The sequence below is a fragment of the Haloarcula sp. R1-2 genome (assembly GCF_011627385.1).
In the GTDB taxonomy this organism is placed as follows: Archaea; Halobacteriota; Halobacteria; order Halobacteriales; family Haloarculaceae; genus Haloarcula; species Haloarcula marismortui.
This window is the reverse complement of the sequence record NZ_JAANTG010000002.1, coordinates 694,660-718,832: the sequence shown is the minus strand read 5'-3', so window position 1 is coordinate 718,832 and position 24,173 is coordinate 694,660. Positions and strand designations below refer to the sequence as shown.

Sequence of the window (24,173 nt, the reverse complement as noted above, 5' to 3'; positions counted from 1 at the left end):
GAAAAGGGCGGGCGTGGTAACACGCCGACGAACCTACGTCCTCGCGGGCCTGCTCGTTCTTACCGGCTGCCTGACGACGGTCCTGCTCGCGCGAGTGCTCTCGACAATATTCTTCGCAATCACGGTCGCATACGTGCTCTTCCCCGTTTCGGAGTGGCTCGGACGCCACGGGCTCAACAAGCGACTGTCAGCGGCTGTGACGACGGGCATCGCCTTTGTCAGCGGCACGCTCATCGTCGTCCCGCTCGGGGCCGTGCTGTATCTCCGCCGTCGTGACCTGTTTACTTTCTTCCAGCAACTCCCGCCGATGGTGACCCTCGAAGTCGGTGAGTTTAGCTACCCGGTCGAGATTGCGCCGACGCTGATAGCCGCCCGAGAGACGCTCACGGCCGTCGCGGTCGACCTCGCTGCCGAATCGCCTGTGCTGGCGCTGAAAGCCGTGCTGTTTTCGATTCTTGTTTACGCGATGCTCTGGCGGCCACAGGCACCAAAAAAGGCCGTCTATCGGACAGTGCCGGCGTCGTATCACGAGGTCGTCAACCGACTCCATCAGCGACTCCGGGGGACGCTGTACGCGATTTACGTTCTCCAGGCGGCGACGGCGTTCGGGACCTTCGTCGTGGCGTGGGTCGTGTTCTGGCTGCTGGGCTATCAGGGCGCGTTCGCGCTGGCGGTCGTCGCCGGCATCCTGCAGTTCGTTCCCGTCATCGGCCCCAGCGTGGTCGTCCTTACCATCGCTGTCGCGGATATCATCAACGGCAACATCACCGGGGCGGTACTGGTGACCATATTCGGCCTCGTCTTCGTCGGCTTCCTCCCCGACGCGGTCATCAGGCCGAAACTGGCCCGCTACACGACCGGGCTCCCGGCCAGTCTCTACTTCGTCGGGTTCACTGGCGGCGTGTTAACACTTGGCGTCATCGGCTTTATCGCCGGGCCGGTCGTTATCGCGCTGCTGGTCGAACTGTCGTCGCTGCTGACCAGCGAGCGACAGGGGGACCAGCAGCGGCTGACGTAATGTTGACCGCACCAGCAGTTGCGACGACGCCTCAGTTCGTCTCCAGCGGCCGCCCCTGTGCTTCCCATTCAGTGAGGCTCCCTTCGTAGAAATCCACCTGCTCGAAGCCGAGATGCCGGAGGACGACGTAGGTGTGGCTGATTCGACGGGCAGTGTTACAGTAGAGGACGACGCGTTTGCCGGGGACGATGCCGGCGGCTTCGAGAACGGACAGCGCCTCGTCTTGCGGAAGCAGTCCACGAGTCTCGTCGTCAACGAGGTCTCGCCAGTCCAGCAGCACCGCACCGGGGATGTGGCCCGCATCATACTCCTCGTCCTCACGGGTATCGACCAGCACCGCGTCGGGGTCGTCCGCGGCGTCAGCGACTGCGTCCGGGCCGACCAGTGGCGTCGAGTCGGGTCGCGTCACCTCGTAGTCAGTTGGCTCGACGGTCGGCGTCTCGCTCGTCGTCTCCCGTTCGAGTTGCCAACTGGAGAAGTCGCCGTCGAGGAGATGTAGCCGGTCCGGGTCGTGGCCGAACAGTTCCGCAGTGACCAGAAACCGCGCGGCGAAGACGCCGTGGTGGTCGTCGTACGCGACGATGTCGCTCTCCGGCGTAATGCCGGCCTCTGAGAGTAGCTCCGCCCAGTCGCCTTCGTCGGGGAGCATTCCGTCGCCAGCGTCCGACTCCGCGCCGTGTTCGTCCGCCCGGAATGAATCGAAAGGCACGTTCACCGCGCCCGGGAGGTGCCCGAGGCCATCGTACTCCCACGCGTCCCGCACGTCGACCACCCGGAGGTCGTCGCCCCGACTCGACACCCACTCCGCAGAGACGAAATCAGTCATCATCCACGCGTTACCGCTCCGTCCGCTTGAAAACTCCCATCACAGCCGGTCGAAGGTGGATGCAAATGCTGCCGCCTCTCGCGAGAGAGTGGCCTGACTCACATCCGGACATGGCACGCCATGGCCCCTCCCTGCTGGGCGGCGAAAGTAGTGGACAGCGACATGTCCCAGTAGAAGCAATATCTGCCGGCACGGTGGATGAGTGGCCGAACATGCCGAAAGTCGTAGTAATATATGTCTGGTAGACTTACGCTTCGATGCATTATGACTGACTACGCTAACGACGTGCTCGTCTCGGCCGACTGGGTCAGCGAGCATCTGGACGAGTTCCAGAGCGACGACCCCGCCCACCGACTGGTAGAGGTGGACGTCGATACGGAACTGTACGACGAGAGCCACGCGCCCGGCGCGATCGGCTTCAACTGGGAGACGGACCTGCAGGACCAGACCACGCGAGACATCCTCGACAAGGAGGACTTCGAGGAGCTGCTCGGTGCCCACGGCATCAGCGAGGACTCGACAGTTGTCCTCTACGGTGACAACTCCAACTGGTTCGCCGCCTACACATATTGGCAGTTCAAGTACTACGGCCACGACGACGTGAAGCTCCTCGACGGCGGCCGCGAGTACTGGGTCGAGAACGACTACGAACTCACCGACGAAGTGCCCGAGTTCTCCGAAGTCGACTACGAAGCCGCCGGCCCGCGCGAGTCCATCCGTGCCTACCGAGAGGACGTCGAGAACGCTATCGAGCGTGAACTGCCGCTCGTCGACGTTCGTTCGCCCGAAGAGTTCTCCGGCGAAATCCTCGCACCGCCTGGACTGCAGGAGACCGCACAGCGTGGCGGCCACGTGCCCGGCGCACAGAACATCTCCTGGGCGGCCGTCACCAACGACGACGGGACGTTCAAAGACTACGACGAACTCGAAGAGCTCTACGCCGAGTACGGCATCGACGGCGACTCCACGACAGTTGCCTACTGCCGCATCGGTGAGCGCTCCTCCGTCGCCTGGTTCGCCCTGCACGAACTGCTGGGCTACGACGACACCATCAACTACGACGGCTCCTGGACCGAATGGGGCAATCTGGTTGGTGCGCCGATAGAGAAGGGCGAAGCGGACGACTAACGCGAGGTTCGACAGCAGGGAGAATCTCGATTGTGCGAGCGGGTCTTACCCGCGAGCAAGCGAAGCGCAGGAGTGCGCTTCGAATCGAAGCGGTTGACGGCTTACTTTCTGATTTTTGTAGCGTTGTTCGAGAGCAAGAGCGTCGCTGAGACAGGGCTCCGCACCGAACAGTCAGTCGCCGACCTCGACAGACAGCGGTGTGCCCAACCGTACATTCAAGTCAGATGCGGGTCCTACACCCGGGTGTGGACCGAACGGAACTCGAACAGGAACTTCGCGATGCTTTCGACGCCAACTCAGATATCGTCACGGTCGTCGCCAGACAGGCACGGGACCTTTCGGAGTCGGACCAGTTCGTGACCGACTTCGGGGCGGAACTGACCGTTGAGGATGTCGTCGACAACCTCGCGGACGCGCCCGACGATTATCAACTCGCCGAGCGGTGGAACTGGTGGCTGGGTGCGCTTGACCTCTCACACGGCGGCTACGCGCGGTTCAGTGTGCGACAGGACATCGACAAGACATCCTGACCTGTCGCTGTCGGTATTTCTGCGTATGAAAAACGACGCGACGCCAGTCAGTGTACGCTAAGCCCGTGTGCCTCTCGTGCGTGTTCGAGGAGTTCCTCCGTTGTGTCAAACTCCTCACCGCAACTGCACGTGTGGTACGTCGTCGGGGATTGCTGGCGTGTCGCCATGACAAATAGATAATGAGCCCCGAGTATAATAATTGTTTATGCTAGCGTGATAACACTGCCCAGTAGATGTGTTATCCGTACACAACACCATATCCGAAAACATCTCATTGATAGTTTATAGCCACTGAGCGTCCAGATATCGTCGTGTTCTGGTTCAAACGTATTCTGTCTGTTCAGCGGTCGGCGACATGATTCGGTGAGAACCGACGAACGGAAACGGACGGGCCGCTTTCGTCTCGATAATGGATGTGCAGTTTCTCGGCGGGGCGGATGAGATCGGTCGAAGCGCCGTCCTCATCGACGAGTCGCTGCTACTGGATTTCGGGATGCTGACCGACTCGCCGCCACAGTTCCCGGTGCGGACCCCGTCGCCGGACGCCGTCGTCGTCTCGCACGGCCACCTCGACCACGTCGGGACCATCCCGGCGCTGGTGTCGGGCGACGCGCGGCCACCGATTCACTGGACACCGCCGACGTACGAACTGGCGATGACGCTCGCGCGGGACACACTCAAACTCCACGGGGGAACGGTCAACTGTCCGTTTACCGAAACCAACGTCAGACGGGTCACACAGGTGTCGGAGACCCACGGCTACCGCGAGTCGTTCGAGGCCGCCGGCTACGAGGTCACCTTCTACAACGCCGGCCACATCCCGGGGAGCGCGCACGTACTCGTCGACGATGGCGATACCCGACTGCTGTATACGGGCGATTTCCACACCGACGACCAGCGCCTCGTGGCCGGGACGACGGCCCGTCCGGACGCGGACGCGGTCATCTGTGAGAGCACCTATTCCGATGTCGACCACGACTCCAGAGAAACGGTCGAGGGGCGGTTCGTCGAGAGCGTCGAGACGACGCTCTGGGAGGGCGGGACCGTCGTCGTGCCCGCCTTCGCAATCGGTCGAACACAGGAGATGCTGCTCGTCTGCGAGGCACACGACATCCCGTGTTACGTCGACGGGATGGGGAAGCAGGTGACCGAGATGCTCGGGCAGTACCCCGAGTTCGTCCGCGACGCGGACGCGCTCCAGCGGGCGAAATCCCACGCCCGGTTCGTCACTGGGAAGGACGGCCAGCGAAAGCGCATTACCGACCAGAAGGCGGCCATCGTCACCACCAGCGGGATGCTCTCTGGTGGCCCGGCGATGACGTACATTCCGGAAATCCGCGGGAATCCGATGAACAAGATCACGATGACCGGGTATCAGGTCGAGGGGACGCCGGGACGGGACCTGCTAGAGACGGGGAGTGCCGAGATAGACGGCCGGATTATGCCGGTCAGCGCACGGGTCGAGCAGTACGACTTTTCGGCACACGCCGACCGAGACGGGCTGTTTGCGTATCTCGACAGCTACCGTGACACGCCGGTACTCGTGAACCACGGCGACCGCTGTGAGGCCTTTGCAACCACGCTCCGCGAGGACGGCTACGACGCGACAGCGCCCGAGTTAGGCGCAACCGTCGCCATTCAGTAGGCGGTTGTATATGCGACCGCAGTCCCGCTCAGATACTCTCGTCCGCATCCTCGGCAGCACGCTGTTTCAGCCATTCGTCAAGCAGGTCGCGGACCGCAGCGTCCCGGTTGTCGCGATGGTCGGCGAACGCCTTGTCATCAATCGCGTCGAGCAACTCCTCATCCAGTTCGACCGCAACCGATTCGAGGTCCAGAAACGCTTCGTCCATTGATTACGGGGAGTTTGACCGCCAGCGAAATATATCCTCGTCAGACAGCCGTCGGTCAGTCGTGTGACAGAGGCCGCGACGACGAAAAATTCCAGAAGGGTTGCAGGAACCGCCGTGCTTTGATTACGACTCGTGTTGTATCCACGGCAGTGATGGGTTCGCTACAGTCTCTTATCGGCCCCCACCGGCTCGACGCGCTCGGCGCGTGGGCGGTAACGGGAATTCTCATCGGGGGCGTCGGACGGTTCGCGGCCGGTGGCCACTTCGATTGGGCAGTGCTCACGGCACTCCTCGTCGCTATCGCGGTCACGGTTCCGTTTGCCACGCGGGACCTCGAAACGACGGTGCCCGCGGAGTTACTCGGACTGGTCGCGGTTCCAGTACTCGTCCGGGCGGTTGGCGGTTTCCCGCAGGTCACCCCGTTTCTCGTGATCGCCGGGGTCGCACTGTTGCTGGCCGTCGTCCTTGATGCGTGCACCTCACTGACGATGACGCCGCGGTTCGCAACGGTGTTCGTCGTCATTGTGACGATGGCCGTCGCGGGCGTCTGGGCGGTCGGTATCTATGCGGCCGACACGCTACTGGGGACCGCGTTTCTCGATGGACAGACAGAGCTGATGTGGGACCTCGTCACTGCGGCAGCCGCCGGTCTCGTCGCTGGGGTCGTGTTCGAACTGTATTTCGAGCGGTCAACACGCATCGCCCGACTGCGCGTCTCAGGAGCTGACGCCTCGGAGTTTGACCAGCCGGACGCGTCCCTTCCTGGAAACGGCACGCACCATCGCATCGCTGCCCGGGCGCTACAGGCTGTCCTCGGTGTACTATCTGCATTCGCACTTGCGCAGGGCAATGTGACGCTGTTCGTCAACAGCGGCGGCCCGCTGGCGATAACGTTCCTGCCAGCGCTGTTCCGCCGGGAGTACGGCTACGGGATGAACACTGGTCTTGTGCTGTGGATCACGGTGGCGTCGACGCTGCACGCGGCCGGCGCGTTCGAACTGTACGAAGCGTTTGGCTGGTACGACAGTCTGGCCCACGCCGTCTCGGCATCGCTCGTGGCCGGCGTGGGATACGCGATCGCACGAGCAGTCGAACGCCACTCCGGGGCGGTTGATTTCAACAGGGAGTTTCGTGCGACCTTCGTCGTCCTGTTCGTTCTCGCTGTGGGTGTCGGCTGGGAGATCCTTGAGTTCGCCAGCGGTGGCATTGCGTCGATGGTCGGCGGCGAGGCGGTCCTCGCCCAGTACGGAACGAGCGACATCGTGAACGACCTCGTGTTCAATACGATTGGCGCACTCATCGTCGCAGGCTGGAGCACCGCCCATTTCGAGGGGCTCGCAGTCCGGCTCAGCGGGCGGGTCGGGCGGCTCACCAGCAGTGAGTGAGTCCCTGCTGTGCGCTCTCCCGAAAGCGATTCTACCGTACAGACGGACCGAAACGTATGGAGCAGGCGCATCTCGGGTTCGACCGCTACTTCGAAGTCGCCATGGAGACTGCGGAGGCACAGGCTGCGGAGATGACTATCGAGCCAGGCCGGTCCGTGGGTGGGCCGGAGAACTACCACGCTGACAGCGACCAGTGGCTGTTCGTAGTCAGCGGTACCGGCACCGTCACTGTCGACGGTGATACCCACCACGTTGACGCCGGCGACCTCATTCGCATCGAGGCCGGCGAACGCCACGGCATCGAAAACGACGGGCCCGAGCCCCTAGAGACGGTCAACTTCTACACGCCGCCGCGATAGCCGCCTCAGGTTTCGGTGTCGTCGACCCGAAAATGTGTTCAGCGTCAGTCAACGCCAGCTTCGGCGTCCATCGGGTCCTGAATGTCGCCGACGACCTCTTCGAGCAGGTCCGTGACCGTCACCAGCCCGACAACGTCGCCGTCCTCAAGGACGAATGCGAGTTCCTGACGCTCGGCCTGGAACTGGTCGATAGCGTCGCTGACGGTTGTGTCCGGCGACATCGTCATCGGCGGTGAGGCGACGGCTTCGAGGTCGATACGGTCAAGCAGGCCGCCGTCGCCGGCCTGCTCCTCGCGCTCGTCGACGAGCGCAGGGATGTAGACGATGCCGAGGAACTCTTCGAGCGCCTCACCGACGAGTGGGTAGCGGGTGTGTGGCGTTTCGGCGATCCGCTCGGCGTTGGTCGCATCGTCGTCGGTAGGCGACAGCGCAACGATGTCTTCCCGCGGGACCATCACCTCGTTGACTTCGCGGTCGCCGACGCGGAACGCGGAGAGGACCTCCTCGCGGCGCTCGTCGGATACGTCGCCGCGGTCCAGAACGGAGCCGAGTTCGTTGCGCAGTTCCGCACGGGACTCGATGCTATCGACTTCAGCTTCGAGCCACGCGCCGGACATTTCGACACCGAACAGCCCGAGTGTCCACTTGGCAACGCCGTCACCGACGGCGATAATCGGCGAGATGAGCCACGCAAAGTAGTACAGCGGCGTCGCGCCGTACCGACAGACGAACTTTGCGCGCTCGACACCGAGATAGGTTGGCGTCTGCTCGCCGTGGGTGAGATGGACGAGGTTGATGAGGAGGAACGCAATAGCACCGCCGACACCGACGCCGGCCAGAACCGACGACTCGAAATAGGGCTCGAAGATGGCCGCAAGCGCCGGCTCGGCGATGATACCGACGGCGATGCTGGAGGCGGTGATGCCGACCTGACAACTGGTGAGATAGATCTCCAGATCGTCAGTCATCTCCCAGGCACGCCGGAGACCGGGTTCGTCGAACTCCGATTCGGAGTACTGTCTGGCTCGCGTCAGTGCGAACTCGATGGCGACGAAGAAGCCGTTGGCGAGGATCAGGGCGAGTCCTGCAAGCAGCCTGACTGTGACTTCGACTGGTTGCATGTGCCGGCGGGGTTCACGGTCTGGCGGGGAAAAAGTGGGGATTGCCGGTCCCGCTCGCGTCGCGGCAGCACCGTCAACCGTCCTCAAGTACGCTCGAAATCGTATCCACGCCGGTGAGGTCGGTTGAGACCGCCCAGAGCTGCTCGGCGGTTTCCTCGTCCTGTGACGCATCGTTGGACTGCTGGAACTCGGGCGAGCCGCGCATGTCGAACAGTCCGCCGGGACCGACGTACTCGCCGCCGATGACATCCTCGGCGGTGGCGGCGTACAGCATCGGCAGCGCGCCCTGTTCGGCTGATTGGGCGAAGACGGCGTTGGCAACGCCCATGGCCGCGGTTCGCAGCGTCGACCCCATCTCCCGCGGCCCGCGGAACTGGAGGTCGGTGTCGGCGTACCCCGGATGGCAGGCGACACTTAGCACATCGTCCCAGCCGTGGTTGCCCAGCCGCCGCTGGAGTTCGTAGGCAAAGAGGAGGTTTGCGAGCTTGCTCTGACCGTAGGCTGACCACTTCCCGTAGGAGCGCTCACGCTGGAGGTCATCAAAGTCGATTTCGCCCATCTCGTGCGCGCCGCTGGACTGCGTGACGATTCGGGATTCGCCGTCAGCGGCCCCAAGCAAGTCGAGCAGGTGCCCGGTCAGGGCGAAGTGGCCCAGATGGTTGACACCGAACTGCGTCTCGAAGCCGTCGGCTGTCTCGCTCCGCGGAATCGCCATGACACCGGCGTTGTTACAGAGGATGTCGACAGCGTCGTAGTCGGCCCGGAGGCCGTCGGCAAACGACGCGACGTTCGACAGGTCGGCCAAATCACACTCTCGAACATCGAGTGTCGCGTTCGGAACGGCCTCGCGGATCTCTGCGGCGGCCGAGTCACCGCGTTCGACGCTCCGGCAGGCCATCACTACCGTCGCGCCTCTGCGAGCGAACGCCTTCGAGCCTTCGAGTCCCAGTCCGCTGTTCGCACCAGTCACGACCACAGTTCGGTCCCTCAGCGGGGGCATATCTTCGATAGTCCAGCCTGTCATTGACGCAGATACGGGCGCGAGACACTGAAACCCATCGCCGGCGAGAGAGTGAGAGTCTTATGCCGTCGCCCCCGTGTTCCAGTGATGAGCGACGTGTCGATCACCGTCTACACGCGGGAGGACTGCCATCTCTGTGAGGAGGCCATCGAGACAATCGAGCGGGTCGCCGACGACGAGGGGGCCGCCATCGAACTGGACCTCGTTGACGTCGACGAGGACCCTGACCTCCGCGAGGAATACGGCGAACGCGTGCCCTACGTCTTCGTCGACGGGTCGCCGGCGTTCAAGTATCACGTCACCGAGCGACAGTTACGCGAAAAACTGCAGCAGTCGGCGTAGCGGCCTCGGGCTCCCGACAGGCCGTCCGTCGCGGCTCCCACCGCAATTTATTAATTCTGGGATACGTTTCGTCGCTGATGCCCTCCAGTATCAGCAACACCGTGTTCAGCGAACCGTCCGGGCCACGGATTGCACTCATCCACTTCGCTGGTTCGCTTGTCTTCGCCGGTCTCTACGTGTCCGCCTGGAGTACTGACGGTTCTGCCGCGGCCACCTGGTTACTCGCTATGGTCGTCGGAACCGGATTAGCGGGCATTGCTGAGGCGTTGCCAAAGCACAGGCGGCAGTTGGCCGGCGTCTTGCGCTCGATCGCGATTCTCGTGTTTTTCTGTATCGTCGTTGCAGCCCTCGTCGTGCCCGGCTTCATCGGTATCTGAGCACCACTCGCAGAACCGGCCCGTCTCGACGGCGACCACGGGTAGACCGGTGCTATCGCCCCTGCCCGACGGCGACCACGGGTAGACCGGTGCTATCGTCCTTGCTCGACGGCACTGTGTAACGCTTCAGCCGCCGCCGCCGGGTCGTCGGCCTTCGTAATCTCGGTGATAACAGCTACACCGTCGGCCCCGGCGTCGACGACCGCAGTGGCGTTCTCGGCCGTGATGCCACCGATGCCGACAAAGGGGATGTCCACTGCCTCGGCAATTGCGGCGACGCGGTCGGTGCCGACGGCGTACTCCTCGTCGTCGATGTCGTCTTTCGAGCCAGTGGCAAACACCGCGCCGACACCGAGGTAGTCTGCACCAGCCGTCGCCGCTTCCCGGGCGTCTTCGACGGTCGAGACCGAGCGCCCGATGACCGCATCGTCACCGAGGATATCCCGGGCAACAGAAACAGGGAGGTCGTCGTCGCCGAGGTGAACTCCGTCGGCGTCGATGGCCTGTGCGAGGTCGATACGGTCGTTAACGACGAACGTGACGCCGGCCTCGCGGGTCAGTTCTCGCAGTTTCTGCCCGAGTTCGTAGCGTTCGCGTGCGGTCCGGTTCTTCTCGCGGAGCTGGACGACGCCGACGCCGCTCTCGATCGCCTCCGCGACGATTTCATCGGTTGTCCGGCCCGCCGAGAGCGACGCCTGCGTGACGAGATACACGTCCCAGTCGACCATAGCAAGTGTCGGAACCGATGGCCCTTGTGTGCTGTGCGTTAGGTCAGGACTCTGTTTCGGCTGTTGAACTCGTCGTGTCCGCGTCGTCGGTACCGGCCTCGGAAGCGGTGAGCGCGCCGTCGCGGACGGCCATCCGAAGACCAAACTCGGCGATGTTGCCACCGTGCTCGGCTGTTCTGGCGAGGCTATCGAGGGCGCGGGTGAGCCGGTAGTCGGCGTCGCCCGATTCGAACAGCTGGCGGTCAAGGCTCGTTATCTGCTGGCGCACGGCCCGGCGCGTGGCCAGCGTCTGTCGGGCGGTATCGACACAGGCGTCGCCAATGATCACACGGACAGCGTCCTCGACAACAGTGCGAACGTCCTGAGCGATATCTTCGAGGGCTGTGACGATGGAACCGGTTGGCTGGCCGTCGAGCTGGTCGGCGATGGTGCCGATGCGTTCGGCGTGGTCGGCCACGCGTTCGAGTTCGTTCGCGGTCCCCCAGAGGGTGAACAGTTCCGGACGCGTCAGCCCGAGCGCATCGATCTCGTCAAGCCGTGCCAGGCCCCGCTCGAAGTAGCGGTCGATCATGGCGTGCAGCCGGTCGGCCTGCTCGTCACGGTCACCCCACCGGTCGCTGGTCGTCCCGGTTGTGAGGGCAGCCATCGCGTCCCGGTGCATCGACAGAGCGACGAACTGGAGCTGGCGAACCGACTGCCGGACCGACACCTCGCTGGCGTCGAGCAACGTCTGGACCGTCACGTGCGTTTCGGTCTCCTCGGCGATGGTTACGCCAGTCAGGTTTCGGGTGACGCGTTCGATGGCCCGGTGTTGCGCGTCGCTGTAGCCGTCGGGGAGTTCAAGAACGACGGACTCGACCCCGGCAGCGTAGGCCGCTCGCAACAACTGCTCGATTTCCGCCGGGTCGTCGTTTCCGACCTCCAGGGTGACGCGGTTCCGCGGCGTGGTCCGGGACTCGGGTGTCTGAATCACGAGTAGCCCGTCGATGTGCGTGTGGAGGTTCACCGTCGTTCCGGCCGTACAGTTCTCCGATTCGGCCCACTCTTTCGGTAGTGAAACCGTGTACGTCCCGCCGCCGACGGTCTGTATCTTTCGGGTTTCCATGCTTAGTAGATGAGTTCGGAGTCGGTTTCGACCATGTACAGCGTGCGTGCAGCGATGTTGACCGCGTGGTCGCCAACGCGTTCGAGGTCTCGAACCGTCAGCAGGAGTCGGGACACATCATCAAGCAACTGCTCAACCGCCCAGCCGTCGTCGCCGTCGGCCTCTCGTTCGATGAGGTCCCGAGCGACGGTCTCGCTGGCCCGCTGGCAGAGCGCGTCGAGCGCGTCGTCGTCAGCCGCGATAGCGCGGCATTCCTCGACGTCTTCACGCCGATAGGCATCGATACTGCGCTCGACCATCTCAGTGGCTTCGCGGCCGATCGTGTCGACGTCGACCTCGGGAGCGAGCCGACGGTCGGCAGATTGTGCGTACGCTGCGAGGTTCGTGGCGAGGTCCGCGATGCGTTCGAGGTCGGTGATAATCTTGAACGAGGCGGCGACAAAGCGGAGGTCGGTCGCGACCGGCTGCTGGAGGGCAAAGAGGTCGATACAGTCGGCTTCGAGGGCCAGATACAGCTCGTTTATTTCGTCGTCGCTGTCGATGACAGACTGCGCCATCTCCCGGTCGACGGTCCGGAGCGCAGTGAGCGCCGCTTCGAGCCGCTCGACGACGAGGTCGCCCATCTCGACCACGTGCTCCCGGAGTTCGTCCAGCAGTTGCTGGTACGACTCGCGTGACATAGTTACCCGAACTTGCCGGTGATGTAGTCCTCGACACGCTGGCTCTCGGGGTTCTCGAAGATCTTGTCCGTGTCGTCGTACTCGACGAGTTCGCCACCGGTGAGGAACACGGCAGTCTGGTCTGAGATGCGGGCCGCCTGCTGCATATTGTGGGTGACGATGACGACGGTGTAGTCCTTCGACAGTTCCTCGACGAGGTCCTCGATTTTCGACGTTGCGATGGGGTCAAGCGCCGACGCCGGCTCGTCCATCAAGATGACCTCAGGGTCGACAGCCAGACAACGGGCAATACAGAGCCGCTGTTGCTGGCCGCCCGAGAGACCGAGCGCGTTGTCGTCGAGGCGGTCGCTGACCTCCTCCCACAGGGCAGCCTGTTTCAGCGACCGCTCAACGAGTTCGCCCTCCTGTTCCGTGTCGTCGCGGCCGAACAGACGCGCGAGCAGGCCCTTGTTGATGTCGCCGTGTTTGCGGGGACCGTAGGAGATGTTCTCCCGGATGGATTTCGGGAACGGGTTCGGCGACTGGAACACCATTCCGATACGTTTGCGCAGTTCGACGAGGTTGGCGTTAGGGTCGTAAATTTCGGTGCCCTCCATCTCGACCGAGCCGTCGATGCGGGCGGCCTTGATGCGGTCGTTCATGCGGTTCAGGCACCGCAGATACGTTGACTTGCCACAGCCCGACGGGCCGATGAGTGCCGTGACGCTGTTTTCCGGGATCTCCATCGAGACGTCCTTGAGGGCGTGGTCGTCGCCGTACCACACGTCGAGGTTCTCGACCGAGAGCTTCGTGTCGCCGTCGAACTCGTAGTGCCGCCACTCGTCGCGGACTTGCTCCTCGCTCTCACCGGCCGTCGTCTCAGCGCTCGGCGATGTGGTTTCGACCGTCCGTTCGCCGTTCGTTTGCGTGTCCGTGCTCGGCTCCGTGTTGATGCTATCACTCATAGTTGAGTTTCCTCCGGAAGTACGTCCGCGCCGTGATACCGACCGCGTAGAACGTCAGAACAACCATCAGCAGGATAAACGCCGTCGCCCACCCCATCTGTGGCGACCCAGACACCCCGGCCGCGATAACGGCCCACACCTGCGTCGGTAGCGACGCTGAGGCCGTCAGCAAGGCGTCGTTGGCGATGAACGGCGGCCCCGATACGAAGCGGAAGCCGCCGATGACATCGACGGCAGCCGTCGCGTTCAGCGTCGACCCGAGGACGAGAATGAGCGGAGCAGTCTCGCCGGCGATGCGGCCGACGCCGAGGATGACACCGGTGATGACGCCCGGCATCGCCGCCGGCAGGACGACACTCTTGATGGTCTCCCACTGGGTCACACCCAGCGCTGCGCTGGCGTCACGATACTCGTCGGGGACGGCCTTGATCGACTCCCGCGAGGTGATAAGCACCAGCGGCAAGAGCATGAACCCGAGCACCAGCATCCCGGCCAGCAGGGACTCGTCGCCGCCCAGCCGCGGAATCAGGAACGCGGCCCCGAACAGGCCGAAGACGATGCTCGGCGTGGACCAGAGCGCGTTCGTCGCGATCTCGACGAGTGCGGTGAACTGGCCCTGCTCCGCGTATTCAGTGAGGAACACCGCTGCACCGACACCCAGCGGGACCGCGAACAGCGTCGCACCGACGACCAGCCACACCGTGCCGATGATGGCAGGCATGATACCGCCGGGCTCGGCCCCCAGCGGGATGTAGGCCTGCATCACCATCGGCCACGAGAGGCTCCCCTCGTTGGCAATGGAGACGCCGAGAACATTGAATGACGTGCCGGTAACGGCCACGTGCAGGCCCACGAGCGCGGTGAAGCCGGCCGTGCCGACAAGTCCGAGTCGCGTCTCCTCGGTCAGGAGCCGGCGGGTGATCGTCTCTTCGCTGGACCGCTTTGCGACGGTCGTGAGCGTTGCCAGTGCGAGCGAGGCCACCGCGGCCCCGAGTGCGATTGCCGGCACGAGGTTCACCGGGCCGACCAGTGGATTGATGCCGGCGACTGGCTGGAGCAACAGCGCGGCCAGCAACAGCCCGAGTCCGCCGAACACACCCAGCGTGAACAGCGGCGCCTCGGACTGTGCGCTGTCCGCGAGCGTCGGCCCGTCGCTTGTGAGCACGCCGACAAGCGGGTAGACTGCGAGACCGCCCGCGGCGACCGACCCGGCGGCGACGGCGGCGAAGCCGAGCGTCTCGCCGAGCGGCAGGCCGAACGGAGCGGGGCCGAAAACGAGGAAGAAGCCGGTGAGGACGACGAGCGCGAGAACCGCGGTCGGGACGGCCTGTCGAATCGAGCCGGCCCGCTCGGACTGTGTCCCGACCTTTCGGAGCGAACCGAACGAACGGAAGAAGGTGACTGCGAGCAGCGCCGCCGGCGCGAACAGCAGTAGCGTTCCGATTGTCGTGTCAGGGGTCACCGCGAATGCCGTATCGAGTGCCTGTCCCTGTCGGTTGACCTGAACAGTGTAGGCATAGGAGTAGCGTAGCGGGGACCCGGTGACGAGCACGCTCACGAGCACCGCGGCGAGCGCGCCGACCGCTGCCAGCGGAAGGAGCCGGAATAGCTGTCGAGCGCCGCTGTTCCAGTCATTCGTGCCCGCAGGTGTGCGAGCGAACTGGACCGCGGCGAGAAGGGCTGGCGTCAGGAGGACCAGCGCGGTCAGCGCACCGACCGAGAGCCCGTGGAAGGCATAGCCGACGCCTTTGAACGTCACGAACACGACGATTGTCGCCATCACAGCCACCATCAGGAAGGCGTTGAGGTTGATTACGAGGAAGGCCCCGTACTCCCGGCCCCGAGCGCCGAACCCGGCCCGGCACTTGGCGGCCGACCAGGCCGACAGGAGCGTCCCGACCAGAAGGAACACGGGGATGACCGCGCCGCCGGTGAAGCCACCGGAGAGGGTCTGCGGGTTCCACTGCCAGCCGACGCCGATGGTGCCGGTTACGATTGTCAGCCCAAGCGCGCCGACCACGATGGCTGTCGGGAGCGTCGAACCAAGGTCCTCGCGAGGGAGAATTGCCAGCAGGAACAGCCCGACGCCGGCGACGACAGCCCCGACGAGCCACAGAAGTGAGCCGGCACTGGTGAGCGCACCGCCGATGGCAGCCCCCATAGCAAGGCCGACCGCGCCGAGCGCGCCGCCGGAGAGCAGCCCGGCGCTCATGTTCGGTTCCGTGTCCACGAGTTCGAGTCGGGAGGAGACACCGGCGGCAGTGATCGCCAGCGCTTCGGCCAGCAACACGGTTCCAAGCAGCGTCGCCATCGTCACGGGAAGGACCGCGGCAAGCGCGGTCAGCGCAAGCGTCGAAACGACGAGGCCCAGCCCGATGCCGCGCACTCGCTGTGAGGTGACCGGGACGACGTTGGTGTAGGAGGCGAGGCCGGTGATCCCGACCGCGCCGACGACGACAGCAAGTAGCGTCCCGAGCGCCGTGGTGAGGGCACTGCCACTGGCACCGGGCGGGACCAGATTCACCAGCGTGATGAGTCCGAGCGTGAAGCCGACGACGCTCAGTGCGATCGCCGTATCCAGTCCCCGGTCGTAGCTGTTCGAGTCCGCACTGACGAGTCGGTCCGTAGTCGCGTAGGCGTCACTCATTGTTGCCCCTTCAGTTTCCGCTGCATACGCCGCTCGATGTACTGCGAGACGATGCTCATCCCGGCGACGATGACGAACAGCATGACGCCGGCGACGAACAGCACGTCGACGGTGCTCTCGGATGCGCTCCCGTACTGGGTCGCGATCAGGCTGGTCAGCGTCGCGTTCGCGTCGAAGATGTCGAACAGTGGGTCGGCGAACTGTGTCCCCGAGGCCATGATCGCGGCGACGGCCATCGTCTCGCCGATGGCTCGACCCAGGCCGAGAATGACGGCCGCGGAGATGCCCGAGAACGCCGCCGGGATGGAGATGCTCTTCATCGTCTGCCACTCGGTCGCGCCCATGGCGACGGAGCCGTCACCCATCGACTGGGGGACACTGGAGAGAGCGTCCTCGCCGACGGAGACGACTGTCGGGAGCGCCATCACGCCCACGACGATCCCCGCGATGAGGAAGCTCGCCCCGTCATCGAGGAAGTTCGTCTGAATGAAGCCGTTCAACACCTGAAAGCCGATGAACCCGTAGACGATGGAAGGGATGCCGGCCAGAATCTCCACGCCGGGCTTGATCAGTTCCCGCAGGCGGTCGCTGGCGACCTCGGCGATGAACAGCGCGCCGAACAGGCCAAGCGGCCCCGCAACCGCACCCGCGATGATGGTTACGACCACTGTCGCCCATATCATCGGTATCAGCGAGTACGCCCCGCTAAGGGGGTTCCAGTAGGTCGAGTCCGACGGCAGCACGGATTCGAGCCAGAAGAACCAGCGAGCGTTCCCGCCCTGTTCCGGGATCAACAGCAGTCCAAGTCCACGTTCGAGAAACGCTGGCAGTGCGCTTGCGAACAGGAAGAACGTGATGAACGCGACGGTCAACACCGTTAGCACCGTCGCAACCAGCGTGAGTAGGCGTGCAACCTCAGCCTGATAGGTGACCCAGCCGACCGCCGTGACAAACACGAATGCCAGCAGCATGGGCAACGCCAGCGCCGGCCGAAACAGGAAGACAAGAATCGTCGCCACCAGCGTCGTCGCTATCGTGACGACGGCGAGCGTCGACCCGTCGACTCTATCCCCGCCCGACACCGCCTCGCCCTCCGTTGTAGGTATATCCTCTGTCATAGTATGGAAAATCGACCGACACGGCCGATAACTGTCAGATGTGGTCCGAGCCGTGGGCGATTACACCTGGTCGGGGAGCTTGGCGCGCTCTTCCTCGCGGCGGCGTGCGCCGAGCTTGAAGTAGTTGTTCGGCGCGACGAAGGTGTCCTGACCGAAGTCAGACAGGATCATGTTGATGACCGCGGCCTCTTTCTTCGAGGTGCCTTCCCACGTGTACATGTGAAGGTCACGCGAGAGGGGGTATGCCGTTGAGTCGAGGCCGTTCTCGTCGTCCTGATAGCTGTAGGTCGTCCCTTCCCACTCCAGCCCGACGGGGGCCAGGCCGTCCGTGTCGATAAACGCCAGCGCGAGGTAGCTGATAGCGTTGTCGGCCTGTGCGATAGCCTGTGCGAGGCGCTGGTTCTGGCCGTAACGGTTGGCGACGCTGGTGTCTTCCTCGGGGTTGCCAAAGACGTTGGAGACGAAGGAGGTTCGCGTCCCGGAGCCCTTGACACGGCCCAGCACCTGAATCTCGCGGTCCGGGCCGCCGAGTTCGCTCCAGTTGGTGAGTTCACCTTTGTAGAGGCTTTTGAGCTGGTCGCCGGTGATCTGCTCGACGCCGGCATCGGCGATCTCCTGGGAGACGACCAGTGGCTGGCCGTCCACACCGACGACGTGGTCGATGAATTGGTCGTAGGAGTCACGGTCCGGAAGTTCGTCCTCAACGTTCCCGGAGGAGTTCCCGATGTCGTTCTGGCCGTTCATGACCTTCTCGACGCCGGTCCCAGAGTGAGAGAGGCCAACAGTGAACTGGAACGGCGGCCCGTCCTCGCCGCCGGCCTCGAACCCGTAGAGACCGCCCCAGTAGTCCGCGAGGTTCTTTCCCGTGTCGATATCGTACTCGCCGTGTGGCCAGTACTCGCTGTCGCTGGCCGGCCGGTTTGCGTTCCAGTACGAGGCCGCGGTGTTGGCGATAGGGTACACCGTCGAGGAGCCACCGGATTCGAGTGCGGTGGTACCGCCGGAGCTACCGCCCTCGTCGGTGCTTTCGGTCGCTTCCATCTCCGTCGACACCGCTTCGGTGTCCGCACTCTCGCCGGAGCTCCCGTCCGACTCGGAGTCGCCGCTGCCGCTGGAACAACCGGCGATCGCAGCGATACTGGTCGCACCTGTCGTTGCGATAAATTTCCGCCGCGATACGAACTCTGACAGCCCGTTTGAGTCGTGCGCCATCAACAGAAGCCAACAGGACAGCTAATAAGTAATCTGCTAAGATAGCTATATCTATTGGGTTACTACTATATAGAATTAGTATGACAAACACTCGCAAACAGGTGTGAATATAATAGCTTATTCGTCTGATTTAGGCCTCCAAGTACCCAAATACGTCGAATATGAAGGATAATTATGTATCTCGGCGTGTTAGCCGTCTTCGCCGCCACTGCCAGCAAAAATTGCCGAAGAGTCGGCGTCCAGCCGGCGAATATGTCCCCAAATATTAGAACTCCAATACAGTATATAGATATGAGTGGATTTATATCATCGCATGAACGAGTGTCAGTCACATGGAGACACGCAAGGTCCAGGTGACGGGCGGGTCGACATACACCGTCTCACTACCCAAAGAGTGGGCGACAGAAAACGACGTGAGCGCGGGCAGCGTCGTCGAATTCCACGCTGAGCGGGACCTGCTGCTGCTCGCTCCACAGCGGGACAACGGCCGCGTAGAAGGGAGTCTCGACGTGGAGGGACTCGAAAACAGGCACGAACTCACGCGAGCGGTGATGACGATGTATGTCAGTGGCTTCGACATCATCCAGCTCGAAGCGACTCGGATAACGGCCGAACAGCGACGCATCATCCGTGATGCGACACAGGGGCTGGTCGGTCTGGAGATGATTGAGGAAACGACCGACCGGGTCGTCCTGCAGGACCTGCTGGATTCCTCGGAGCTGTCTGTCCACAACGCGATCACGCGTATGCGGCTGGTCTCGTTGACAATGCTCTCCGACGCTGTCGAAGCGCTCATCGAGGACGACGACGACCTCGCGGCGGACGTGATGCAACGCGACGACGACGTGGACCGCCTCTGGTACATGGTTTCGCGCGTGTTCCGCACCGTCCTCCGAAACCCAACGGCAGCTAACGAGATCGGCTTCCCGCGCGAGACCGTCTTCGACTTCCAGTCCAGCGCCCGCCAGCTAGAGCGTATTGCCGACCACGCGACGAAGATCGCCAGCCTCTCCCAGGAAATCGGGGAGATCACCGGCGAAACAGCCGAGCTTCTCGATCAGCTGGAAGCCGAGGCCATTGCAGTCCCCGAGACTGCGATGGACGCCCTGTTGACCGAAGACTCCGACGAGGCCGTCGAACTGGCAAACGGAGCCCGTAGCCAGATCCCCGATGTCGACGAGACTGCCCGCGAAGTCGATGGCCAGATCCGCGAGTTCGACCCACAGAGCGCTCAGGTTCTGGGCCTAATCGTCGACTCCCTGTCCCGGACCGCCGACTACGGCGGCAACATTGCTGAAAGCGCCCTCCAGAAGGCCGCGCCCCGACCGCAGTCCTGATCACTCGGCACGGCAAAAACTAGAGAGCCGTCCTGCGACCTTAGCTTGTCGAAACGATACAGTGACGACGATGCCGCCTGATCGTATCGAGGCACGTGACGGTGTCAACAAGCGCCGGGCACGTCACCGGACAGCCGTCGTAGAGATACCGAACGAGACTGGTCCCGTCAACACCGGAGAGAGCGGCGGCCGACCGGCTGTGGAGTTGCTGTTGGCGGGTCGCTGCCGCCGCCTCACAGTTAGCTTCAATTTCAGCAAGCTGGTCGTCGATAGTGTTGAGCCGCGCCGGGTCGGTTGTGCGGCGTGCGTTCGCACCGAGTGCAGCTGCACGGCGTTCGCAGTCATCAAGCGTCGCTTGCACCGACTGTAATGACTCCCGTTCGCGTTCGAGCGCCGGGAGCAACATTTCACGTTCGTCGCGCGCCCCCTCGCTTGCAGTCAACAGTGCCCCGTACAACTGCGCCGTCAAGCGCGTTCCCGTGGCGATCTGCGTGCCGAGTTCCGGGCTGAACTCCATCGACATATTCGCTTCTAGCGAGTCGTCGTACTCGGCTTCGAAATGTGGTACAGCCATGACCGTCTCGCGGTAGGCTTCCCGGACAGCACGCAGGCTAGTATCGGGTTTCGGCTGCCGGGCACTGAATGCCGACATCCCACCCCCAGAGGTGTCAACGGTACCCGCGGATTGGGCCGTCGGCTCAATAGATACCATCTGGGTCCGAAAACGCCTGAGCGCCGCCAGTTCAGCCTCGATGCAGTCGGTCTCTCGCTGAACGACAGCGAGCGCCTGCTCGATCCGCGGCTGGCTTGTCTCGGTGGTAGACACGGACACTCAGCCGAAGTGTTTGCTGTCGTCGTATAGGTATTTTATATGTTCGCTATATAGTCGACAGTACTGCTATCGCTGAGCAGCCAACAGGCAGATCGGGACAAACTCGGCAGGCCGTGCTACTATCGGAGTTCGAGCGGTTTCAGGAGCCAGTTCTCTAGCAGTGAATAACCGTTGTGTTTAGCTGAATTGAGGCGCTAAGCCCCCTTCCTCAGCCAGCACCGACCGAATAGGAGGCGCGAGTAGGGAAGGATACAGCGCCGCACAGTTTTTACACAATTCGGTGGCAGGCTCACAGACCCACGAAGTCGCAACGGTATCTATCTAGTCGTTACCTCCACTGGGACAGGCGATCTCTGGCGCCCACTACTGGTAATTCTCTCCCTCACTACCCACACTTTCAGCAGACCCAATAGTAGCCATTGAAAATCAATGCACACCTGATCGCACGACAACAGTGCAATCAGTGTGTGAACCGTTTCAATTGTTGTTGTAGCCCGATATTGAACCGCCGGTGATAGCCACATCTCGTTCCCGTGATGTCGTGCTTGGGTATGTTAAAAGGACAGATGGTACAGTCTACAAGGTATTTATACAGAATTGGCGTCAAATATGTCTACATAGGTATATTCGTAGAGATCTGAGATTTATCTAATATTATAAATGTCCGTTCCATATTAAAATATGCACAGGGAGATAATATAAGAGGAACGACCGATCGAGCGACTAGCGGAGGAGGAGCCGCTAACATTTTTGTCTGATTGCCATAATCATTCATGTGTGGCAACAAAATCAAGCGGCTCACATGTGGGAGGGCACCTGATATCGCTTGTCGCGGGAGCACTGTTAGTGGAGCACGTTACTGCGTTTCTCCCGTCATTTCGTGAGTTATCACACGTAGCTGGCAACGTGTTTACCCGCATCACCGGGGTCGCTCTTCCGAATCAAATCAGTGGAATGCTTCTCATTTCGGCGGTGTTGATGGTGATATGGGGCGTTGGGTTTCATTTCTATCATACATGATTCGGAAAGGTCAGTCTACGTTCGTGTCTCGAGATTAGAATTACAATGGGCGTCTCGGGGCTCCAGAAAATCAGGCATCCACACTGCGGTCCGAAGATGTCTCAGCAGCGCGTAACTGCGTAGTTATGGGCGTGAAATAATATCTGTACTACTATTATAATATGTCATACTATTTATTATTCAAGGGTGGTTCGACGCTAATTCTGGCTGTACAACTATTTTTGGTCGTACAATCTTGGGAATGATAGGTCAACTGTTGTTGATGGTGGAGGTGTGTGAAACCACCTTTCCCACCTAAACACTGAATGAGCGATATGCCTACATCGGAAACAGACAACATCCGACAAGAAAGTGCCTGGATGGGAAAGTTTCAGGACAACATTTACTAACCGAGCCGTACATTTTCATATATGATACGTCCCGTCGATGAGGAAGCGCTACAGGATATATGTCGGGACATTGCGCTCGACAACTTCGGGTTCCTGTACGTAAACGATCACAAAGACCAGATACAAACAGAGTACGAAAGTTCCGAGACGGGGTTGACAAAAGCCGGAAGCCTGTCGCTGTCCGATATCGAGGGGACACTGCAGGATATCGCGGAGGACGATATCTCACCGTTCGAACGCCGTCGGAGCGGTGTCTACTACTACGATCCGTTCGAAACGCGCGAAGGCAGTCGTGTTAGCGACGAACTCAAGAGTATCTTTACGTACGATCTGGTAGTGAACACCCAGACAATCGAGTCGCGGTTCGACATCGCTCCGACCGATGTGGATTTTTTCACCGACGAACTCAAACGCGAGAATTACGTCCAGCGTATCGCTGCAGGTGACCGCGACTACTTTGTCAGCGGGCCGCGGCTGAAAGACGAAACATCCGGCGACGCAAGCGTTGATTCCCGATTGCAGGAGGAAGCAAAGCACGGGACAATTTCACACACTGATCTGGAGACAGTCGTAGATGTCGCCGCCACGAACGACGTCATTCGGTTCCTAGAGAAGAACGACTTCATCGCTGACCTCGACGGCGAGTATCTTGTCAAGAACGCGATTGACCAGTACGCGGCCCATCTGGCAACAGAAATCGGTGACAGCGCCGCCGCCGAGTTCGGCGATGTTGGCGTATTGCCGCTATCCGAGTTCGAACAGGTGTTGCGAAACGAAGTTGATGAACTGTTTGACGTATTACCACACCTCAGCAGGCAGGATGCAGACAATCTCGTCGCGGCCGTCCGAAGCGAGGTTGCCGACGAACATGGCCTCGAAGTGAACCGAGAGCTGGTCATCGACACGGAACAGTTCGAGAGTTATGTAGCGCGACGGGCCAAACAACTCCGCGATGATATCGAGAGTCAGCATGAGCTAGCGACGCCGAGTGACTACCACGACCACGGACAGCCAGATATCAATACGATCGAAGTCAGCGACGCCCAGAGGGTTAACAAGCACGTTCGAGAGGCTATCAGCGCCGAGTTCGATTCGCTCGTCGACCAGCGATTCTCCGCTGAGAGTGATGCATAATAATGCCACAGACTTACACTGAATTCAACGTCATCGAACAGGACGGACAGCGCTACATCGTCGCCCAGCCGAAAAGCGAACACGAGGAGCCAGTTCGGTTTTCGGGGGAACTAGAGGAAACAGAGGGACTAGAGGCGACTTTCCGGGATGTCATCAAGAGTCTCATCCAGCAGGACCTCTCTGATGCACTGAATCTCGAAGCCGACACTGGAGGCACAATCTCCCGCGACGAGGCCATCCGGACGCTGGCAAACGCCGAGGAGTCCCCCGTATCAATACAATCCGAACAGCAGGCCGAGGCTATCATCGACTACTTCATCGACAACAGCGTCCTGAATGAAGACGGCTCGGAGGTCGTCATCCTCTCGGACCCGGAATCGCTCGCCGACCTCGCCGCAGAGGGGGGCGATTCCGACGACGACACCGCAATGTTGCTCAACTGGATGTCGGCCATCGAGGGCTGTACAACGAAGATACAGGAGACAATCGACACCGTGGAGGAGGTCGAAGAAGAGCTCCGACAGCAGATGGGCCAAATCGACGTCTCAGAGCGCATGGAGGAGTACGAGCGCAAGCAAAAGGAGGTTGCCCAGCGCGTTATGAACCTTACGAACGGTGGGCAGCTCGACAAATCTGACCTGAGTGCAAGCGAGCAGGCCGAATACGAACGTCTGGAACACCGTCTGTTCCACCTCGAGTCGATGATAGACTCGGTCAGCGACACGAGCGATCTTGACCAGGAAATCCAGAAGATGACTCAGGAGCTGTCAATGCACGTTGCGAACTTAGACGACACACAGGGATCGCTTCAAGTTCAGCTCGACCGGTTGAAAAAGGTGTATCAGGTCAACGAACACATCAATTACGAGGACGCGAAGGAGATGGCTGAACACCTCTCAAACGTGGCTGCGGCCGTCGCCGGTGTTGCGGACGCAGAGGAAAGAATGGGAGAAGAAGATACTATCAGCCTCGCGTCGTCGCTAGTTGAGGAGATGGGCGACGCCGACTCGATAACTCAGGACGCCGGTACCGACGTGGAGTCGACTGGCTACGAGCAAGGAACTTGA

23 protein-coding genes are annotated in these 24,173 nt (G+C 61.7%); 11 read left to right on the top strand and 12 right to left on the bottom strand.

What is annotated here, in order from left to right; all coding sequences use genetic code 11:
* The first annotated feature begins 13 nt into the window (after positions 1-13).
* Complete coding sequence (locus G9C82_RS11800) at positions 14-1,018, top strand: AI-2E family transporter (protein WP_127014192.1); 1,005 nt, start codon at positions 14-16, stop codon at positions 1,016-1,018.
* Between the two features lie 31 nt (positions 1,019-1,049).
* Here G9C82_RS11800 and G9C82_RS11795 read toward each other — a convergent pair whose 3' ends face one another.
* Positions 1,050-1,844 carry a sulfurtransferase gene (locus G9C82_RS11795; RefSeq protein WP_127014191.1) on the bottom strand — a complete coding sequence of 265 codons (795 nt, stop codon included), beginning with the start codon at positions 1,842-1,844 and terminating at the stop codon, positions 1,050-1,052.
* 264 nt (positions 1,845-2,108) lie between these two features.
* Between G9C82_RS11795 and G9C82_RS11790 the strand changes: the two genes are divergently transcribed.
* From G9C82_RS11790 to G9C82_RS11780, 3 genes are all read left to right on the top strand, one after another.
* Complete coding sequence (locus tag G9C82_RS11790; protein ID WP_127014190.1) at positions 2,109-2,972, top strand: sulfurtransferase; 864 nt, start codon at positions 2,109-2,111, stop codon at positions 2,970-2,972.
* A 224-nt stretch (positions 2,973-3,196) separates the two neighbouring features.
* Complete coding sequence (locus G9C82_RS11785; protein ID WP_004958552.1) at positions 3,197-3,502, top strand: hypothetical protein; 306 nt, start codon at positions 3,197-3,199, stop codon at positions 3,500-3,502.
* 409 nt (positions 3,503-3,911) lie between these two features.
* Positions 3,912-5,147, top strand: a complete 1,236-nt coding sequence (locus G9C82_RS11780; RefSeq protein WP_004958555.1) for an MBL fold metallo-hydrolase — start codon at positions 3,912-3,914, stop codon at positions 5,145-5,147.
* 28 nt (positions 5,148-5,175) lie between these two features.
* On the opposite strand, the gene G9C82_RS11775 is transcribed toward G9C82_RS11780, so the two are convergent.
* A complete protein-coding gene (locus tag G9C82_RS11775; RefSeq protein ID WP_004958557.1) occupies positions 5,176-5,355 on the bottom strand; it encodes a ribbon-helix-helix protein, CopG family in 180 nt (59 codons plus the stop codon).
* Between the two features lie 152 nt (positions 5,356-5,507).
* Between G9C82_RS11775 and G9C82_RS11770 the strand changes: the two genes are divergently transcribed.
* Together G9C82_RS11770 and G9C82_RS11765 are read left to right on the top strand one after the other, a co-directional pair.
* Complete coding sequence (locus tag G9C82_RS11770; RefSeq protein WP_127014189.1) at positions 5,508-6,740, top strand: hypothetical protein; 1,233 nt, start codon at positions 5,508-5,510, stop codon at positions 6,738-6,740.
* Between the two features lie 56 nt (positions 6,741-6,796).
* Positions 6,797-7,099 (top strand): cupin domain-containing protein, encoded by a 303-nt coding sequence (locus tag G9C82_RS11765; RefSeq protein WP_004958563.1) that lies wholly within the window; start codon positions 6,797-6,799, stop codon positions 7,097-7,099.
* A gap of 44 nt (positions 7,100-7,143) precedes the next feature.
* Here the strand turns inward: G9C82_RS11765 and G9C82_RS11760 are convergent, their stop codons facing one another.
* Together G9C82_RS11760 and G9C82_RS11755 are read right to left on the bottom strand one after the other, a co-directional pair.
* On the bottom strand, positions 7,144-8,220 hold the full coding sequence (locus G9C82_RS11760; protein WP_127014188.1) for a CNNM domain-containing protein: 1,077 nt from the start codon (positions 8,218-8,220) through the stop codon (positions 7,144-7,146).
* A gap of 73 nt (positions 8,221-8,293) precedes the next feature.
* Positions 8,294-9,244: an oxidoreductase gene (locus G9C82_RS11755; RefSeq protein ID WP_127014187.1), complete on the bottom strand. Its 951-nt coding sequence runs from the start codon at positions 9,242-9,244 to the stop codon at positions 8,294-8,296.
* A gap of 84 nt (positions 9,245-9,328) precedes the next feature.
* On the opposite strand from G9C82_RS11755, the gene G9C82_RS11750 reads away from it, so the two are divergent.
* Complete coding sequence (locus G9C82_RS11750; RefSeq protein WP_004958572.1) at positions 9,329-9,583, top strand: glutaredoxin family protein; 255 nt, start codon at positions 9,329-9,331, stop codon at positions 9,581-9,583.
* A 77-nt stretch (positions 9,584-9,660) separates the two neighbouring features.
* Positions 9,661-9,960 carry a hypothetical protein gene (locus G9C82_RS11745; protein WP_007189279.1) on the top strand — a complete coding sequence of 100 codons (300 nt, stop codon included), beginning with the start codon at positions 9,661-9,663 and terminating at the stop codon, positions 9,958-9,960.
* A 92-nt stretch (positions 9,961-10,052) separates the two neighbouring features.
* On the opposite strand, the gene thiE is transcribed toward G9C82_RS11745, so the two are convergent.
* Genes thiE through G9C82_RS11710 form a run of 7 tightly spaced genes read right to left on the bottom strand, consistent with a single transcriptional unit; the run spans position 10,053 to position 18,394 of the window.
* Complete coding sequence (thiE, locus tag G9C82_RS11740) at positions 10,053-10,688, bottom strand: thiamine phosphate synthase (protein WP_127014186.1); 636 nt, start codon at positions 10,686-10,688, stop codon at positions 10,053-10,055.
* A gap of 43 nt (positions 10,689-10,731) precedes the next feature.
* Positions 10,732-11,793: a phosphate uptake regulator PhoU gene (locus G9C82_RS11735; RefSeq protein ID WP_004958577.1), complete on the bottom strand. Its 1,062-nt coding sequence runs from the start codon at positions 11,791-11,793 to the stop codon at positions 10,732-10,734.
* A gap of 2 nt (positions 11,794-11,795) precedes the next feature.
* Entirely contained in the window at positions 11,796-12,473 is a 678-nt protein-coding gene (gene phoU / locus G9C82_RS11730) for a phosphate signaling complex protein PhoU (RefSeq protein WP_007189282.1), read from the bottom strand.
* 2 nt (positions 12,474-12,475) lie between these two features.
* Positions 12,476-13,417, bottom strand: coding sequence for a phosphate ABC transporter ATP-binding protein PstB (gene pstB / locus G9C82_RS11725; protein WP_007189283.1), 942 nt, complete (start codon positions 13,415-13,417; stop codon positions 12,476-12,478).
* Positions 13,410-16,064 carry a phosphate ABC transporter permease PstA gene (gene pstA, locus G9C82_RS11720; protein WP_127014185.1) on the bottom strand — a complete coding sequence of 885 codons (2,655 nt, stop codon included), beginning with the start codon at positions 16,062-16,064 and terminating at the stop codon, positions 13,410-13,412. The genes pstB and pstA overlap by 8 nt, the downstream gene beginning before the upstream one ends.
* Complete coding sequence (pstC, locus tag G9C82_RS11715; protein WP_004958585.1) at positions 16,061-17,182, bottom strand: phosphate ABC transporter permease subunit PstC; 1,122 nt, start codon at positions 17,180-17,182, stop codon at positions 16,061-16,063. Before pstC ends, pstA begins: the two co-directional genes overlap by 4 nt.
* Before the next feature lie 60 nt (positions 17,183-17,242).
* A complete protein-coding gene (locus G9C82_RS11710) occupies positions 17,243-18,394 on the bottom strand; it encodes a PstS family phosphate ABC transporter substrate-binding protein (RefSeq protein WP_127014184.1) in 1,152 nt (383 codons plus the stop codon).
* A gap of 332 nt (positions 18,395-18,726) precedes the next feature.
* On the opposite strand from G9C82_RS11710, the gene G9C82_RS11705 reads away from it, so the two are divergent.
* Entirely contained in the window at positions 18,727-19,731 is a 1,005-nt protein-coding gene (locus G9C82_RS11705) for a phosphate uptake regulator PhoU (protein WP_004958590.1), read from the top strand.
* Between the two features lie 40 nt (positions 19,732-19,771).
* Here G9C82_RS11705 and G9C82_RS11700 read toward each other — a convergent pair whose 3' ends face one another.
* Positions 19,772-20,557 (bottom strand): hypothetical protein, encoded by a 786-nt coding sequence (locus G9C82_RS11700; protein WP_127014183.1) that lies wholly within the window; start codon positions 20,555-20,557, stop codon positions 19,772-19,774.
* Between the two features lie 1,436 nt (positions 20,558-21,993).
* On the opposite strand from G9C82_RS11700, the gene G9C82_RS11695 reads away from it, so the two are divergent.
* Entirely contained in the window at positions 21,994-23,106 is a 1,113-nt protein-coding gene (locus tag G9C82_RS11695) for a hypothetical protein (RefSeq protein WP_127014182.1), read from the top strand.
* A gap of 2 nt (positions 23,107-23,108) precedes the next feature.
* Entirely contained in the window at positions 23,109-24,173 is a 1,065-nt protein-coding gene (locus G9C82_RS11690; RefSeq protein WP_127014181.1) for a hypothetical protein, read from the top strand.

Bases quoted from the DNA above. Each gene is read 5' to 3' on its own strand.
- G9C82_RS11690 (WP_127014181.1), top strand. From the start codon at position 23,109: ATGCCACAGACTTACACTGAATTCAACGTCATCGAACAGGACGGACAG.
- G9C82_RS11790 (WP_127014190.1), top strand. From the start codon at position 2,109: ATGACTGACTACGCTAACGACGTGCTCGTCTCGGCCGACTGGGTCAGC.
- pstB (WP_007189283.1), bottom strand. From the start codon at position 13,417: ATGAGTGATAGCATCAACACGGAGCCGAGCACGGACACGCAAACGAAC.
- G9C82_RS11785 (WP_004958552.1), top strand. From the start codon at position 3,197: ATGCGGGTCCTACACCCGGGTGTGGACCGAACGGAACTCGAACAGGAA.
- G9C82_RS11695 (WP_127014182.1), top strand. From the start codon at position 21,994: ATGATACGTCCCGTCGATGAGGAAGCGCTACAGGATATATGTCGGGAC.
- G9C82_RS11705 (WP_004958590.1), top strand. From the start codon at position 18,727: ATGGAGACACGCAAGGTCCAGGTGACGGGCGGGTCGACATACACCGTC.
- G9C82_RS11775 (WP_004958557.1), bottom strand. From the start codon at position 5,355: ATGGACGAAGCGTTTCTGGACCTCGAATCGGTTGCGGTCGAACTGGAT.
- G9C82_RS11750 (WP_004958572.1), top strand. From the start codon at position 9,329: ATGAGCGACGTGTCGATCACCGTCTACACGCGGGAGGACTGCCATCTC.
- G9C82_RS11755 (WP_127014187.1), bottom strand. From the start codon at position 9,244: ATGACAGGCTGGACTATCGAAGATATGCCCCCGCTGAGGGACCGAACT.
- thiE (WP_127014186.1), bottom strand. From the start codon at position 10,688: ATGGTCGACTGGGACGTGTATCTCGTCACGCAGGCGTCGCTCTCGGCG.
- G9C82_RS11760 (WP_127014188.1), bottom strand. From the start codon at position 8,220: ATGCAACCAGTCGAAGTCACAGTCAGGCTGCTTGCAGGACTCGCCCTG.
- G9C82_RS11710 (WP_127014184.1), bottom strand. From the start codon at position 18,394: ATGGCGCACGACTCAAACGGGCTGTCAGAGTTCGTATCGCGGCGGAAA.
- G9C82_RS11780 (WP_004958555.1), top strand. From the start codon at position 3,912: ATGGATGTGCAGTTTCTCGGCGGGGCGGATGAGATCGGTCGAAGCGCC.
- G9C82_RS11770 (WP_127014189.1), top strand. From the start codon at position 5,508: ATGGGTTCGCTACAGTCTCTTATCGGCCCCCACCGGCTCGACGCGCTC.
- pstA (WP_127014185.1), bottom strand. From the start codon at position 16,064: ATGAGTGACGCCTACGCGACTACGGACCGACTCGTCAGTGCGGACTCG.
- G9C82_RS11745 (WP_007189279.1), top strand. From the start codon at position 9,661: ATGCCCTCCAGTATCAGCAACACCGTGTTCAGCGAACCGTCCGGGCCA.
- G9C82_RS11795 (WP_127014191.1), bottom strand. From the start codon at position 1,844: ATGACTGATTTCGTCTCTGCGGAGTGGGTGTCGAGTCGGGGCGACGAC.
- phoU (WP_007189282.1), bottom strand. From the start codon at position 12,473: ATGTCACGCGAGTCGTACCAGCAACTGCTGGACGAACTCCGGGAGCAC.
- G9C82_RS11735 (WP_004958577.1), bottom strand. From the start codon at position 11,793: ATGGAAACCCGAAAGATACAGACCGTCGGCGGCGGGACGTACACGGTT.
- G9C82_RS11765 (WP_004958563.1), top strand. From the start codon at position 6,797: ATGGAGCAGGCGCATCTCGGGTTCGACCGCTACTTCGAAGTCGCCATG.
- pstC (WP_004958585.1), bottom strand. From the start codon at position 17,182: ATGACAGAGGATATACCTACAACGGAGGGCGAGGCGGTGTCGGGCGGG.